Source organism: Lelliottia jeotgali (assembly GCF_977070485.1).
In genome coordinates, this window is record NZ_CDRVFO010000007.1 from 129,335 (window position 1) to 144,315 (window position 14,981).

18 protein-coding genes are annotated in these 14,981 nt (G+C 61.9%); 3 read left to right on the top strand and 15 right to left on the bottom strand.

Going from position 1 to position 14,981, the window contains the following annotated elements:
* The first annotated feature begins 25 nt into the window (after window positions 1–25).
* The gene (locus tag ACW4TB_RS12685) at window positions 26–949 is read left to right on the top strand and encodes a bestrophin family protein (protein WP_012316165.1); all 924 of its coding nucleotides are present in this window, start codon (window positions 26–28) and stop codon (window positions 947–949) included.
* On the opposite strand, the gene phnE is transcribed toward ACW4TB_RS12685, so the two are convergent.
* The 4 genes from phnE to ACW4TB_RS12705 are packed head-to-tail and all read right to left on the bottom strand — an operon-like array spanning window position 921 to window position 4,151.
* Entirely contained in the window at window positions 921–1,688 is a 768-nt protein-coding gene (gene phnE / locus ACW4TB_RS12690) for a phosphonate ABC transporter, permease protein PhnE (protein ID WP_254466469.1), read from the bottom strand. The two genes, ACW4TB_RS12685 and phnE, sit on opposite strands and share 29 nt — an antisense overlap.
* Entirely contained in the window at window positions 1,685–2,512 is an 828-nt protein-coding gene (locus tag ACW4TB_RS12695; protein ID WP_012316167.1) for a PhnE/PtxC family ABC transporter permease, read from the bottom strand. Before ACW4TB_RS12695 ends, phnE begins: the two co-directional genes overlap by 4 nt.
* Window positions 2,506–3,300: a phosphonate ABC transporter ATP-binding protein gene (locus ACW4TB_RS12700; RefSeq protein ID WP_279930615.1), complete on the bottom strand. Its 795-nt coding sequence runs from the start codon at window positions 3,298–3,300 to the stop codon at window positions 2,506–2,508. Before ACW4TB_RS12700 ends, ACW4TB_RS12695 begins: the two co-directional genes overlap by 7 nt.
* Complete coding sequence (locus tag ACW4TB_RS12705; protein WP_279930613.1) at window positions 3,297–4,151, bottom strand: putative selenate ABC transporter substrate-binding protein; 855 nt, start codon at window positions 4,149–4,151, stop codon at window positions 3,297–3,299. The genes ACW4TB_RS12700 and ACW4TB_RS12705 overlap by 4 nt, the downstream gene beginning before the upstream one ends.
* Window positions 4,152–4,274: 123 nt before the next feature.
* On the opposite strand from ACW4TB_RS12705, the gene selD reads away from it, so the two are divergent.
* Both selD and mnmH read left to right on the top strand, forming a co-directional pair.
* Window positions 4,275–5,309 (top strand): selenide, water dikinase SelD, encoded by a 1,035-nt coding sequence (gene selD, locus ACW4TB_RS12710; RefSeq protein WP_279930611.1) that lies wholly within the window; start codon window positions 4,275–4,277, stop codon window positions 5,307–5,309.
* Window positions 5,309–6,406: a tRNA 2-selenouridine(34) synthase MnmH gene (mnmH, locus tag ACW4TB_RS12715; protein ID WP_119687748.1), complete on the top strand. Its 1,098-nt coding sequence runs from the start codon at window positions 5,309–5,311 to the stop codon at window positions 6,404–6,406. Before selD ends, mnmH begins: the two co-directional genes overlap by 1 nt.
* Before the next feature lie 87 nt (window positions 6,407–6,493).
* Here the strand turns inward: mnmH and ACW4TB_RS12720 are convergent, their stop codons facing one another.
* The 11 genes from ACW4TB_RS12720 to cyoB form a co-directional block, all read right to left on the bottom strand.
* Window positions 6,494–6,880: a lysozyme inhibitor LprI family protein gene (locus tag ACW4TB_RS12720; protein ID WP_039604544.1), complete on the bottom strand. Its 387-nt coding sequence runs from the start codon at window positions 6,878–6,880 to the stop codon at window positions 6,494–6,496.
* A 19-nt stretch (window positions 6,881–6,899) separates the two neighbouring features.
* Entirely contained in the window at window positions 6,900–7,439 is a 540-nt protein-coding gene (locus ACW4TB_RS12725) for a hypothetical protein (protein ID WP_279930605.1), read from the bottom strand.
* Window positions 7,436–7,999 carry a GNAT family N-acetyltransferase gene (locus tag ACW4TB_RS12730; protein WP_012316174.1) on the bottom strand — a complete coding sequence of 188 codons (564 nt, stop codon included), beginning with the start codon at window positions 7,997–7,999 and terminating at the stop codon, window positions 7,436–7,438. Before ACW4TB_RS12730 ends, ACW4TB_RS12725 begins: the two co-directional genes overlap by 4 nt.
* 142 nt (window positions 8,000–8,141) lie before the next feature.
* Window positions 8,142–8,393, bottom strand: a complete 252-nt coding sequence (locus ACW4TB_RS12735; protein WP_279930604.1) for a DUF3077 domain-containing protein — start codon at window positions 8,391–8,393, stop codon at window positions 8,142–8,144.
* Window positions 8,386–8,640, bottom strand: coding sequence for a hypothetical protein (locus ACW4TB_RS12740; protein WP_279930602.1), 255 nt, complete (start codon window positions 8,638–8,640; stop codon window positions 8,386–8,388). The genes ACW4TB_RS12735 and ACW4TB_RS12740 overlap by 8 nt, the downstream gene beginning before the upstream one ends.
* A gap of 475 nt (window positions 8,641–9,115) precedes the next feature.
* Window positions 9,116–9,499, bottom strand: a complete 384-nt coding sequence (locus tag ACW4TB_RS12745; RefSeq protein ID WP_012316177.1) for a YkgJ family cysteine cluster protein — start codon at window positions 9,497–9,499, stop codon at window positions 9,116–9,118.
* Between the two features lie 153 nt (window positions 9,500–9,652).
* Window positions 9,653–10,861 (bottom strand): alanine transaminase, encoded by a 1,209-nt coding sequence (gene alaC / locus ACW4TB_RS12750; RefSeq protein ID WP_012316178.1) that lies wholly within the window; start codon window positions 10,859–10,861, stop codon window positions 9,653–9,655.
* Window positions 10,862–11,101: 240 nt separating this feature from the next.
* Window positions 11,102–11,989: a heme o synthase gene (gene cyoE / locus ACW4TB_RS12755; protein ID WP_012316179.1), complete on the bottom strand. Its 888-nt coding sequence runs from the start codon at window positions 11,987–11,989 to the stop codon at window positions 11,102–11,104.
* A gap of 11 nt (window positions 11,990–12,000) precedes the next feature.
* Window positions 12,001–12,333, bottom strand: a complete 333-nt coding sequence (gene cyoD / locus ACW4TB_RS12760; protein WP_012316180.1) for a cytochrome o ubiquinol oxidase subunit IV — start codon at window positions 12,331–12,333, stop codon at window positions 12,001–12,003.
* Window positions 12,333–12,956, bottom strand: a complete 624-nt coding sequence (gene cyoC / locus ACW4TB_RS12765; protein ID WP_012316181.1) for a cytochrome o ubiquinol oxidase subunit III — start codon at window positions 12,954–12,956, stop codon at window positions 12,333–12,335. Before cyoC ends, cyoD begins: the two co-directional genes overlap by 1 nt.
* Window positions 12,957–12,959: 3 nt before the next feature.
* Window positions 12,960–14,978, bottom strand: a complete 2,019-nt coding sequence (gene cyoB / locus ACW4TB_RS12770) for a cytochrome o ubiquinol oxidase subunit I (protein WP_012316182.1) — start codon at window positions 14,976–14,978, stop codon at window positions 12,960–12,962.
* Between the last annotated feature and the right edge of the window lie 3 nt (window positions 14,979–14,981).

Here is a 14,981-nt window from a genome sequence, read left to right on the forward strand (position 1 = left end):
CATTCCCCCTGTCGAGGTTCCCCGCGTGAAAGAGATCATCGCCCGCAAGTATCGCCTGGTGGTGAAGACCTTCGGCTACATCGGCTGGTCGCTGTTCTGGCTGCTGATCTGGGACGTGCTGGTCACCATCGATTTCATGCTGTTCTTGAACAGCAAATTTACTCTACCGCTGATCCCGCTGACATTGCTGGGTTCGGCGCTGGTGGTGCTGGTGAGTTTTCGCAACAGCAGTGCCTACAACCGCTGGTGGGAGGCGCGCACCTTGTGGGGCGCGCTGGTGAACAGTTCGCGCAGCTTCGCCCGGCAGACGCTGACGCTGATCGACGACCCGGATGACGGCTTGAACCCAATCAAGGCGACCTTGTTGCGCCGGCATATTGCTTATGTGAATTGCCTGGCGGCGCACCTCAAAGGCCAAGCCTGCCCCGACGAACTGATGGCGTTCATCCCGCCCGGGGAGTTCGAGCGGCGCAACCGTTCGAACAATTTCGCCAACGATATCCTCAGCGGTTCGGCAGCCCTGCTCGCCCGCGAATACAAGGCCGGGCGGCTGGACAGCATTCGCCTTGCGCGGCTCGAATCGACGCTGGTGGACCTGTCCAACGCCCAAGGCGGCATGGAGCGTATCGCCAACACGCCACTGCCCTACCCTTACGTGTACTTTCCGCGGCTGTTCATCTCGTTGTTCTGCCTGATCGTGCCCGTGGGTCTGGTCGAATCGCTGGGCTGGTTCACGCCACTGGCGTCTACCGTGGTCGGGTTCATGCTGCTAGCCATCGAGCGGATCGGCACCGACCTGCAGAGCCCGTTCCGCTTCAGTGAACACCAGATCCAGATGGACACCATTTGCGAGACCATAGAGCGCAACCTGGAGTCGATGCAACGTGAAGCGCAGTGCGGGGAGTTAGGGGCTGATGCGTTCAGGCCCGCACATAACGCTGGCGCATGACATCACTGAACACGTCCACCAATAGCACCAAGACCAGCATGGCCAAGATCACCGTGCTGGCCTGGGCCTCCTGGAACAGGCTCAGGGTGGTATACAGCATCTGCCCCAGCCCCCCTGCGCCAACGAGCCCAAGCACACTGGCCATACGGATGTTGTTTTCCCAGCGGTACAAGCTGTAGGCCAGCAACTGCGGCCACAGGTTGGGCAAGGTGCCGAAGCAGAACGCCGCCAGTTGCCCGCCACCTTGCAGGCGGATCGCCGCCGCTGGCTCGACCGGGGTATTTTCCAGCGCCTCAGCGTACAACCGGCCAAGCACACCTGCCGTATGCAGTGCCAACGCGAGCGTCCCGGCGTTGGGGCCAAGCCCTGCCGCCAGTACCATCAGTGCTGCCCACACCAGCTCGGGAATGGCACGCAGGGCATTGAGCAGCAGGCGCGCCGCAGCTTGCAGCGGCCAACCGAAGCGGCCAGCTGCGGGTAATGCCAACAGCATGCCCAGCACCATTGCCAACAGCGTACCCAGCCCGGACATGGCCAGGGTTTCCAGGGCACCGCGCCCCACCGCTTGCAGGTGTTCGCCCGTAACGTCCGGATGCAGAAAACGCCCGGCATACTCGGCCATCTGCCCCAGCCCGCCGTTACCCACCAGCGCCTGCAGGTCGAGGTCCAGATAACTGAACGAGGCGATTACAGCGGCAACCAAGGCAGCCATCACCAGCAGATTGATCACCCGGTTCATGCCAACCGTCCCCGCAGGAAGCGGCTGAGCAGGTCCGCCAGCAGCACCAGGCCGAAGAAGGCGAGCAGCATGCTTGCCACCTCACCGCCTGCGAACATCCGCATCGACAGGTCGATCTGCTGCCCCAAGCCCCCGGCACCAACGAAACCCATCACCACCGAGGCGCGCACCGCGCACTCCCAGCGGTAGACGGTGTACGACACAAGCTCCGTCCCGGCACTGGGCAGGATGCCATAGAAGAAGGCTGTCAGCCGGCCACTGCCCGCTTGCAGCAGGGCATGCGCCGGGCGCTGGTCGACCGATTCGAAGATTTCGGCGTAGACCTTGCCGAGCATGCCGCTGTAAGTGATGGCGATCGCCAGCACCCCCGCCGTAGGCCCCAGCCCCACCGCACGCACGAACAGCAGCGCCCAGACGATCTCGGGAACACTGCGCAGGAAAATCAACAGCCCGCGCACCGGCATCCTTAGCAGGCGGGACCAGGCGCCGGAACGGCCACCACGGGAGGCCGCGCGCAACGACAAGGCACGGCTGGCCAGCAGGCTCGCCGGGACCGCCAGCAGCAGCGCCAGTACCATCCCGGCAGTGGCTACAGCCAATGTCTGCAGGGTCGCCTCGTACAGCAGTTCGAGAAATTCGCCATCATGCGCCGGCGGCCAGAAGGCGCTGGTGAAGCTGGCAATCTGCTGGCGGTTTTCCGCTTGCAGCAGCACGCCCGGGTTCAGCTCGCTCAACTGCGCCCCTGGCCACAGCAGGGCCAGCGCAACCAGGGCGACCAACAGGCGCGGCACAAACGCCGGATCGCGGGCGCTGGCCTTCAGCATCGCGGGATCTGCACAGCCAGGGCCGGGGCCGGGGGCAATGGCGACCCCAGCTGCTCGTTGGCGTAGAGCGCATCGAGCATCTGCTCGGTCACTGCCTCGGCAGAGCAGTCGAACGCCACCCTGCCCTCACGAATGCCGATAACCCGCGGGAAATGTGCCAAGGCCAGGTCCACTGCATGCAGGCTGGCCACCAGCGTCACGCCGTAGGCTTGGGCATGGCGGTTGAGCAGGGCCAGACTGTGTTCGGCCAGCACGGGGTCCATTGCTGAAACCGGTTCATCGGTCAGCAGTACCTCGGGCCGCTGATACAACGCGCGGGCGATGCCGACGCGCTGCAACTGGCCACCGGAAAGCTGCCCGCACTGGACGAACAGCTTTTCCGCCAGGCCCAGTTCGGCCAGCACCTGGCGTGCACCCTGCACATCGGTGGGGTACACCAGGTTGAGCAACGACCGCAGCGTACCCCACTGGCCCAGACGGCCGGCCAGTACAGCAGTCACCACCCGCTGACGAGGCGGCAGGGGCGGCGCCTGATGTACCAGGCCGACCCTGGCGCGCAGACGCTGGCGAGCCTTTGCCGACAACGCCCAGGGCTGCTCACCCAACACGTCCAGGCGCCCTGCGCTGGGCTGTACGGCAGTGGCCATCAGGTGCAGGAGGCTGGATTTGCCAGCCCCCGAAGGGCCGATGATCGCGACCCGCTCACCTTGGGTGATACGCAAAGAGACGGAGTCGAGCGCGCGAACCTGGCCGTGGCGCAGGCCCGCGTCGAGCAGCGTGATAGTCACTTGAGCAGGCCGGCCTCACGTGCCGCCTGCTCGGTGCCCTGATAGTTCTCGGGCTTGGTTTCGATGAAACGGCTGGCGGCCTGCAGGTCGAGGATCTTCTTGTGCTCCGGGTTCGAAGGGTCCAGGGCGAGGAAGGCTTGCTTGATCTTGTCTTTGAGCGCCGGGTCCATGTTGCCGCGCACGGTCCAGTTGTAGTCATAGTAGGTCGGGGTGGTGGCAAACACCTTGACCTTGCTGGTATCGACCTTGCCGGCGTCGACCAGCTTCTGCCAGACGCTGGCGTTGAGCACGCCACCATCGACCTTGCCGGCCTGGACCCAGGCCACCGTTGCGTCGTGGGCGCCGGAATAGGCTACGCGGCTGAAGTAGCCCTCAGGCTTGATGTTGTCTTCCTTGAGCATGAAGTAGCGCGGCATCAGGCTGCCAGAGGTGGACGAAATCGAACCGAAGGCGAAGGACTTGCCCTTGAGGTCGGCCAGGCTCTTCACCTGCGGGTTGGCCGTGATGAACTTGGACGTGAACTGGGCGTCCTGCTCACGCTGCACCAGGGGTGTGGCGGTCGGGTCTTTGAGGTGTACCTGAACGAAGGTGAACCCCCCCAGCCAGGCCAGATCCAGACGGTCGCTGGCCAGCGATTCAACCACTGCCGGGTAGTCGGCCACCGGCACGAACTTCACCTGCATGCCCAACTGCTGGGACAGGTATTTGCCCAGCGGCTCGAACTTGCGCAGCAGTTCGGTTGGCGCTTCGTCGGGAATGGCACTGACCCGCAAGGTATCAGCGGCCTGCGCTACAACGGCACAGCAGGACAGCACGAGGCCGGCGGCGAGCGCCAGAGGGCGTTTGAGCATGGGATTCTCCGGTTCAATAGCGGGGAAAGTGTCGGCGATAGGCAGACGGAGAAGGATTATAAGTGGCGCAGACGCAAAGGCCAGCTTTGCTACAATCGCGCATCACGAAAAATGAGGTGCGTAATGAGCGAGCCGATTCGCCTGACCCAGTACAGCCATGGTGCTGGCTGTGGCTGCAAGATCTCCCCCAAGGTGCTGGATGTGATCCTTGCCGAAAGTGGCGCCCAGGCCCTGGAGCCGAACCTGTGGGTCGGCAACGCCTCGCGCGATGACGCCGCCGTATACGCCCTGGATGATGAACGCGGCGTGGTGTCCACCACCGACTTTTTCATGCCCATTGTCGATGACCCCTACGACTTCGGCCGCATCGCCGCCACCAACGCCATCAGCGACATCTACGCCATGGGCGGCGACCCGCTGATGGCCATCGCCATCCTCGGCTGGCCGGTCAACGTACTGCCACCAGAAGTGGCCCGTGAAGTGATCCGCGGTGGCCGCGCCGTGTGCGCCGAAGCCGGCATCCCCCTGGCCGGCGGGCACTCGATCGATGCACCCGAGCCGATCTTCGGCCTGGCCGTCACCGGCGTGGTCAGCAAGCGCCACCTCAAGCGCAATGACACCGCGACAGAGGGTTGCCGCCTGTACCTGACCAAGCCATTGGGCATCGGCATTCTCACCACCGCCGAGAAGAAGGCCAAGCTGCGCGAACAGGACCAAGGCCTGGCCCGCGACTGGATGTGCACCCTCAACACCCCCGGCAGCCGCTTTGGCAAGCTCGACGGGGTCAAGGCGATGACCGACGTGACCGGTTTCGGCCTGCTCGGCCACCTGGTCGAGCTGGCCGAGGGCAGCGGGCTGACCGCGCACCTGGACTACGCGGCCGTCCCGCGGCTGCCGAGCATCGAGCACTACATGGCCGAGGGCTGCATCCCCGGCGGTACCCTGCGCAACTTCGACAGCTACGGGCACAAGATCGGCGCGCTGACCGACGATCAGAAGCACCTGCTGTGCGACCCGCAGACCAGCGGCGGCCTGCTGGTGGCGGTCACCCCCGAAGGTGAGCAGGCGTTCCTTGCCGTTGCCGCCGAACTGGGCCTGGACCTTGCGCCGATCGGCCTGCTGGCCGAGCGACAGAGCCACGCAGTCGAGGTGAACTGATGCGCCACGACTGCACCGACTTTCGCCAGTTGTTCCTCGACGACGTGCCGATGATGGACATGCGTGCGCCTGTCGAATTTGCCAAGGGCGCCTTCCCCGGCGTCGTCAACCTGCCGCTGATGACCGACCAGGAGCGGCAAAAGGTCGGTACCTGCTACAAGCAGCAGGGCCAAGCCGCAGCCATCACCCTTGGCCATCAACTGGTCAGCGGCACCATCAAGCGCGAGCGCCTGCATGCCTGGGCCAGCTTTGCCAAGGCCCACCCCGATGGATATCTTTACTGCGCCCGCGGCGGCCTGCGCTCGCTGATCGTCCAGCAGTGGCTGCGCGACGAAGCGGGCATCGCCTACCCGCGCATCAAGGGTGGCTATAAAGCCCTGCGCACTTTCCTGCTGGATACAACCCAGCAGGCCGTGGAGCAATGCGATTTCGTTTTGGTCGGCGGCCTCACCGGCACCGGCAAGACCGATGTGCTGCACCAGCTGAACAACGTGATCGATCTTGAAGGCCATGCCAACCACCGCGGTTCGAGCTTCGGCAAACGCGCCACCGCACAGCCGGCGCAGATCGACTTCGAGAACAAGCTGGCCATCGACGTGCTGAAGAAACGCGCACGTGGTATCGAGCAGTTCGTGCTGGAGGACGAGGGCCGTATTGTCGGGAGCTGCACGGTGCCGCTGGAACTGTACCAGGGCATGCAGCAATACCCGCTGGTGTGGCTGGAGGACAGCTTCGAAAACCGTGTCGAACGCATTCTGCGTGACTACGTGATCAACCTGTGCGCCGAGTTCGTCGCGCTACATGGCGAAGAACTCGGGCGCCGACTGTTCGCCGAGCGCCTGCTGCAGAGCATGAGCAACATTCACAAGCGCCTGGGTGGCGAGCGCTACCAGCGCCTGTCCGAGATTATGCGCCTGGCGCTTGATGAGCAGCAGCGCAGCGGTGGCATCGATTTGCACCGGGGGTGGATCGAGGGCTTGCTGAAGGAATACTACGATCCGATGTATGCCTACCAGCGTGATGCGAAGGCGGACCGGGTGGAGTTTGCAGGGGATGCTGTGGAGGTGCGCGAGTACCTCAAGGCTCGCAATCGCTAGGGGCCGCTTCGCGGCCCATCGCCGGCAAGGGCTAGCACCTGACTTGTGGGAGCTGGCTTGCCAGCGATGGGGCCCGCACAGGCAACATCACTGCCCAGGGCTGAGCACCCGCTCCAGTTCAGCCGCCCGCTCGCGGGTCATGTCCAGCACACACATCCCGCCTTCCAGCTGGGCCATCGTCCCGCCGCTGGCTTGAACATGGAACTTGCAGTTGCCATCCCGGTAAGCGATCCACTGGCGCTGAACATCGCGCAAGCTCTTCTTCGGCTCCGCTTCGAGCTTGCCCATCAGTTGCTTGTAGGCCCGGTTCAACCGCGCATCCTGCAGCTGGGTCTCGGCCTGGATGCAACTGCTCATGGCCACCGTACTGGAAGCCTTGTCCATGCACTGGGTATAGCTCGGCGAGTTGTCCTCGGCCATTGCCACGGGCATGCAGCATGCCAAGGCCAACCCCATCAGATACTGCTTGTTCATCACCATCTCCTGGTCAATATCAAAACGCCTGCGGCTGCTCAGGAGGCATCAGTACCTTGCCCGGCACAAAGCGCAGCGATGGCATTTGCGTGGCGGCATACAACGCCAGCGCCAGTGCCGCGATCAGCGCCACGTCGAGCCAGCGCCAACCCGGCATGTCCTCTGCACTGCGCGCCTTCCACACATGCCATGCCTGCCCTGCGCAAAACACCACGATAGACGCCAGCCAAAGGTAAAAACCGGCACCAAAGCCGGTACGGTCCTGAAACGCGTAGCTGATGTTATCCGGCAGCCGTTCGATGCCAAAGCTGCTGGCCGCCAGGTACAACGCAGCCAACCCGGCTACCAGCGCCAGGCGGCGGAAACGCCGATGGGCAAGGACTGCGATGGCCAGCAGCGGGTTGGCAAACCACTGAAACAGCCCGAACGGAACGCCCCACGGCCCGTACAGCAACATCTGCAAGGCAGGCATGTGCCTGCCGGCGCTCATCAGGGCGCCATCGAAACACAGGCCGAGCAAAAACAGGGCAAGGCTGAAGGTGAGGTAGAAAGCAGTCATGCAACGGGGGGCTCGAGCAACAACCCGTAAATGCCCGAGTCGGACAACTCACCCGCCACACACCAGCGTGCGCGCAAAGTGCCTTCAAGGACGAAGCCCTGGCGCTCCAGCGTACGTGCCGAGCCATTGTTGCGCGGGTCGATCTCGGCCTCCAGGCGGCGCATGTGCAGGGTATGGGCGAGGTAGTCGATGAAGCAGGTCAGTGCCTCGTCCATGTAGCCCCTGCCCTGCACTGCGCTGGCCAGGCAATAGCCGATCTCGCCACGGCGGGAGGTGTCGTCGATGTTGAACAGTTGGACCATGCCGATCAGTTCGCCAGTGTCACGGCGGTACATGCCCAGCTTGAGCTGGTCACCATTGGCATAGGCCTCGCGGTCGGCAGCCAGTGCGCTTTGTGCCTCGGCCAGGTCTTGCCAGGGGGCATGGTGCCAATAGCGCATGACCTCGGGGTCGGCCATGATCGTCAGCCATTGCTGGGCATCGGCGTGGCGCATCGGGCGCAACTGCAGACGCGGGCTGTCGAGGCAGAGGTCGGTGGGGAAACTTCGGGGTGGGGTCACGCCGCATCTCCTGTCCATTGCTGGGGAAATGACAGTTTAACGTCATGTGGGGGGCTGGGGCATGCCTGGTGTTTCAAGGGGTATTGAAGACTGAGCGCCGCGCGGGCGGCGCTCGATCTCAAGTGCGCTGGGCGAACACGCTTCAGGGCCCGCGGTTCAAGCCCATTTCCATGTCATTGATCAGCGCCTTGGCCATGGCACTTAGAATGCGCGCGGCGCTCCCGGCAACGAGGTTGCCCTCCATCTCGGCTTCCTCACTCAAGTGCCGAATGCACCCAAGCAGAACGGAAAGTTCGTCAAACGCGTGATCGAGCGGCACTCCCGGCTGGATGGCATACAGATCGAGAAACGTCTCTTGGCCAACCGTGGTTCGCGCTTTCAGGTCATCACTCATGCACCCTCTCCAACGTGCTCATATGGCCGAAAAGGGCCCGCAGGAGCTCGGTGAGGATGCCCATGTTACCCAGCAACACATTGCGTTGGTCTTCGGCCCCGGTGCTGAGGTAGAGCTCGATGGTCCCCGAAAGGCTGTCCATAAGCGCGGCGGCATGGGCCTTGGCATCTTCAAGGGAAAGGTCGGCGATTATCGAGATGTAGGGAATGGGGAAGCTGTCGGGCGGATCGGGTACGAGCTTTTTCATAGTCACTTCTCGGTAGAGTTTTCAGAAGCAACCACTCACATCCTTCTCACAGATTGGGTGGCAGCCATGCGCGAGGTGAGAAGACCGTGTCCGAGATCACCACGGCCAGACCGAAGCCTGCACGCGCACGGCTGCCATATCTGGCAAGCGATCTCAAACTACAGGCTTCTCACACCTGGTCGCCAAACCACAGCGACCGCGAAAAGTTACCTATGAGGTACAGGCTTGCCTATCAGACGGCATCCGACAGGGGTCGTAGGATAATTCGCCAAGCCCGCCTTTCTGAAGCATTTGGTTTCAGGTTCAGAAACTTCTTACAGATGACTGACGATGCGATTGTTGTAGGAGCGGCCTTGTGTCGCGAAAGGGCCGCAAAGCGGCCCCAACGATACCTGTGGCGACCCTAAAATCCTGAGGGCGCTTCGCACCCTTTCGCGACACAAGGCCGCTCCTACGATGACCGTGTCGGCGGTGGTCAAGCCACTTCAGCCCCGTCATCCGGCCAATGCGGCTCGTTGGCCCCCGGTGGCGTCAGCGGCGGCAAACCATAAGCAGCACGTGCATCGTCGCAACTGGGGTTGTGTACGCCACCCTCCCACGACGCTTCGAACTCACGGCAAGGGCTGGAACGGTTGGCGTAAATGGTGCACGCCACCTCGGTGCCGATCTCGCCCTTGAGGCTGACGCAGCGGCAAGGCTTGGCATCGGTGCCGATCATGGCTACCCGGGTCGGGTTGATCTGCACCACCAGGTCATCGGGCACAACGCCACCGGCTGACTGGCATTCGCCCCAGAAGAAGGACACACGGAAGTACCCGCAGCAGGCGCCGCAGTCAAGGCAAGGGTTGTATTCGGACATGATGGCACGGAAGGGGAAGGTTATTGTTATCGGGGCTGGCCCGCGGCGCCATTTGTAATCGAAGCCAGGTCGGCTGAGAAGAGGGGCAACGAAAAATAGTTTGCCGTCGATCCGGCAAACATCAGGGGCCGCATGGCGGCCCCTGATACAGCACTATTTGCGGCTCAGGCCATCAGCCCGGAACATCTGCCGGATGCCCCGTATCGCCTGGCGAATCCGGTCCTGGTTTTCGATCAGGGCGAAACGCACGTGGTCATCACCGTAATCGCCAAAACCGATGCCCGGCGAGACACACACCTTGGCTTCAGCCAGCAGCTTCTTGGCAAATTCCAACGACCCCAGGTGGGCGTACTGCTCGGGTATCTTGGCCCATACATACATCGACGCCTTGGGGTTTTCGACCATCCAGCCCAGCTCATGCAGGCCTTTGACCAACAGGTTGCGGCGCTGGCGGTACTGCTCGGCGATGTCGCGCACACACTGCTGGTCACCTTCGAGCGCCGCGATTGCCGCGACCTGCAAGGGCGTGAACGTGCCGTAGTCGTGGTAGCTCTTGATTCGCGCCAGGGCGCTGACCAGCTCAGGGTTGCCGACCATGAAGCCGATCCGCCAGCCGGCCATGTTGTAGCTCTTGGACAGCGTGAAAAACTCCACAGCAATGTCCTTGGCACCCGGCACCTGCATGATCGACGGTGCCTTCCAGCCGTCGTAGACGATATCGGCGTAGGCCAGGTCGTGCACCACCAGCACGTCATACTGCTTGGCCAAGGCCACCACGCGCTCGAAGAAGTCCAGCTCCACGCATTGGGCAGTGGGGTTGGACGGAAAGCCGAGGATCATCATCTTAGGCTTGGGGATGGACTCGCGGATCGCGCGCTCGAGCTCGTTGAAGAAGTCCACACCGGGCACCAGCGGCACCGAACGCACCTGGGCACCGGCGATCACTGCGCCGTAGATGTGGATCGGGTAGCTCGGGTTGGGCACCAGCACGGTGTCGCCCTGGTCGAGCGTGGCCAGCATCAAGTGGGCCAGGCCTTCCTTCGAGCCAATGGTTACGATGGCTTCGCTTTCCGGGTCGATGTCGACCTCGTAGCGCTGCTTGTACCAGTTGGAAATGGCCCGGCGCAGGCGCGGGATGCCGCGAGAGGTGGAATAGCCGTGGGTGTCTTCACGCTGGGCAACCTGCACCAGCTTCTCGACGATGTGCGGCGGGGTAGCGCCATCGGGGTTACCCATGCTCAGGTCGATGATGTCCTCGCCACGGCGGCGGGCGGCCATCTTGAGCTCGGCAGTGATGTTGAAGACGTATGGGGGGAGACGATCGATGCGCGCAAAGCGGCGCGGCGAACCAGGGTTGGCCATGGTTTCCTCTGAGTACGTAAGCGCCCGGAACCGTCCGAGCGACGCTGGCCGATGTGGCGGCCTGAATCAGAAGATAATGCCGAAACAGCATGACTGTAAAGGACATAATCCTGTTTTGTTAGAACTTTTCAGATGTATTTTTTGAAAATCAGAGATTTATGTTTCCAAGCCGATGATAGGGCCAGAATCGAAAAAAAACCCCGGCACATGGCCGGGGTTTTCGTGTAACAGGCGAATGTGTCAGCGTGCGTAGGTCATCAGCACGTCCGCAGCGGTCTGGCTGTCCACACCCATCATCACGCTCAGGGCGGTAACGGTGAGGATGGAGAAGCCGAATACCTTGCGGGCCCACTTGCTGTCGTCCTCGGCCTTGTAACCACCCCAGGCCATGTACAGCCAGTACAGGCCCATGGCAGCTGCCACGGCCAGGTAGCCGAGGCCGGCGTAACCGCCGAGGGTGAGCATCAGGGTAGCGAGCACGAAGGCCAGCACGTACAGCACGATCTGCTTCTTGGCCGCAAGAATACCGCGTGCCACCGGCAGGACCGGAATGTTGGCGGCGCTGTAATCCTTGAAGCGGAAGATTGCGATCGCGAAGCTGTGCGGCATCTGCCACAGGCTGAACATCACCAGCAGGGTCACTGCCGCCAGGTCGAAGCTGTTGCTAACGGCGCAGTAACCGATCACCGGAGGCATGGCACCGGACAGGCTGCCAACCAAGGTGCCGTGCACCGATTTGCGCTTCAGCCAGAGGCTGTAGAAACCGACGTAGACGATGAACCCGATCAGCGCACAGAACGCCGACAGCGGGTTGGCCTGGACATACAGCAGGCTGAAGCCCGCCACCCCGAGGAGGGTGGCGTAGACCAGCGCGAGGGTCAGCGACATGCCGCCCTGGACCATGACGCGGTTCTTGGTACGTTCCATCTTGATATCGATGTCGCGGTCGATGCAGTTGTTGAACACACAACCGGACGCAACCACCAGGGACGTACCTATGACCACCGCCAGGAACAGGGCGAAGTCTACATGGCCCTTCGAGGCAAGGAAGAAACCGCCTGCCACGGAAAGCACGTTACCGAAAATGATCCCCGGTTTGGTGATTTGGATAAAGTGCTTAACGGACATGCAGTCTTACCTCACTTGGCCATCATTTCGTAGTGGATGCTGAACATGATCCACAGCGACAGGCCGACCAGCAGTGCAATCACCATGGTGGTGAACAGGAACGTCGACACGTTGGAACGCTGCTCTTTCGAGCGGTCCATGTGCAGGAAGTACACGAGGTGCACTACCACCTGGATGACGGCCATGGCCACCACGATCAGGACGGTCAGGTTCTTCGGCAGGCTCGGGTACATCACCAGGCCGAACGGGATCGCGGTCAGGATGATCGACAGTACAAAGCCGATCATGTAGGACTTCACGCTGCCGTGGTTACCTTCGTGATGAGTGTCGTGTGCGTTAGCCATTACAGAACCCCCAGCAGGTAAACGACGGTGAATACGCAGATCCAGACCACGTCCAGGAAGTGCCAGAACAGGCTCAGGCAGCTCATGCGGGTCTTGGCGGTCGGCGTGATGCCGTGCTTGTTGATCTGGTACATCATGATTGCCATCCAGATCAGGCCGGCGGTCACGTGCAGGCCGTGGGTACCTACCAGGGCGAAGAAGCCCGACAGGAAGCCACTGCGCTGCGGGCCGTAGCCCTCAGCGATCAGGTGATGGAACTCGTAGATTTCCATCGCGATGAACGCAGCACCGAACAGGAAGGTCACTGCCAACCAGCCCAGCACGCCTGCTTTCTTGCCGTCGAACATCTTCAGCATGGCGAAGCCGAAGGTGATCGAGGACAGCAGCAGGAACAGCGTTTCTACAGCTACGAAATCGAGCTGGAAGATGTCATGACCCGACGGGCCGCCGGCAAAACTGCCGGACAGCACCGCGTAGGTGGCGAAGAGCGACGCAAACAGGATGCAGTCGGTCATCAGGTACAGCCAGAAACCGAGTACGGTCATCTGGCCCGAGTCGTGGTGGTGATCGTCGTGCCCATGGTCGTGACCATGAGCAGCGCCGTGGATTACTTGACTGGACATTGATTACACCCGCTCAAACGATTCGACACGTGCGCCGGCAGGCAGAGCACCTGCTTTGGCCAGCGCTTTCATGCGCTCGCCTTCGATGCGCGCCACTTCTTCGGCCGGAACCATGTAGCCCTGGTCGTCACGCGCAGCGTGGCGAACGAAGACAGCGATGGTCGCAACCAGGCTCGCGCCCACCAGCCACCAGATGTGCCAGATGAAGGCGAAGCCGAAGACGGTCAGGAACAGGCCCATGAACAAGCCGGTAGCAGTGTTGCTCGGCATGTGGATCGGCTCGTACTTGCTCGGTGCCTTGTAGGCAACACCGGCTTCCTTGGCTTCGTGCCAGCAGTCCAGGCCAACTTTCTCAGGCATGTGGGCGAAGTTGTAGAACGGAGGTGGCGACGAAGTCGACCATTCCAGGGTACGGCCGCCCCATGGGTCGCCGGTCACGTCCAGGTTCTGGTTGCGGTCGCGGACCGAAACGTAGATCTGGATCAGCTGGCAAGCGATACCGAACAGGATCAGCACGGCGCCGACGACGGCAACGTACAGGTAGGGTTCCCACAGCGGGTTGTCGGAGTGGTTCAGACGACGGGTCATGCCCATGAAGCCCAGGGCATACAGCGGCATGAACGCAACGTAGAAGCCCGAGATCCAGAACCAGAAGGCAGCTTTGCCCCACTTCTCGTTCAGGGTGAAGCCGAAGGCTTTCGGGAACCAGAAGGCGAAGCCGGCAATGTAGCCGAATACCGCACCACCGATGATCACGTTGTGGAAGTGAGCGATAACGAACAGGCTGTTGTGCAGCACGAAGTCAGCACCTGGAACAGCCAGCAGAACGCCGGTCATGCCACCAATGGAGAAGGTGATCATGAAGCCCAGGGTCCACATCATCGGTGCGGTGAAGCGCACACGGCCCTGGTACATGGTGAACAGCCAGTTGAACAGCTTCACACCCGTCGGAATGGAGATCAGCATCGTCGCCAGGCCGAAGAAGGTGTTGACGCTGGCGCCGGCACCCATGGTGAAGAAGTGGTGCAGCCATACGGCAAAGCCCAGGATGGCGATCGCGCCCGATGCGTAGATCATCGAGTGGTGGCCGAACAGACGCTTGCCGGAGAAGGTCGAAGTCACTTCCGAGAACACGCCGAAGGCCGGCAGGATCAGGATGTAAACCTCAGGGTGACCCCACGCCCAGAACAGGTTGACGTACATCATCGGGTTCCCACCAAGCTCGTTGGTGAAAATGTGGAAGTCCAGATAACGGTCAACAGTCAGCAGTGCGAGTGCAGCGGTCAGGATCGGGAAGGAAGCGACGATCAGCACGTTGGCCCAGGTGCAGGTCCAGGTGAAGATCGGCATGTCCATCAGTTTCATGCCAGGTGCGCGCATCTTCATCACGGTGACGAGGAAGTTCACACCGGTTAGTGTCGTACCCAATCCGGATAGCTGTAGCGCCCAGATGTAGTAGTCGACACCCACCCCAGGGCTGTACTGAATGCCCGCGAGCGGCGGATAGGCAACCCAGCCGGTCTTGGCGAATTCACCAACGCCCAGCGAGATGTTGACCAGCAGCACGCCTGCCAGCAGCAGGTAGAAGCTCAGGGAGTTCAGGAACGGGAAGGCAACGTCACGTGCACCGATCTGCAGAGGAACCGCAAGGTTCATCAGGCCGGTGAAGAACGGCATCGCCATGAAGATGATCATGATCACACCGTGAGCGGTGAAGATCTGGTCATAGTGTTCAGGCGGCAGGTAGCCTTCGGAGCCGCCGGTAGCAGCAGCCAGCTGGGTACGCATCATGATGGCGTCGGCAAAGCCGCGCAGCAGCATGACCATCGCGACGATGATGTACATCACCCCGATTTTCTTGTGGTCGACCGTGGTCAGCCACTCGGTCCACAAGTAGGTCCACTTGCGGAAATAGGTGATAAGGCCGACGACAGCGATACCGCCGAGCGCGATCATGGCAAGCGTCACCATGACTATCGGCTCGTGATAGGGTATCGCCTCCAGGCTTAATTTACCGAACATCTC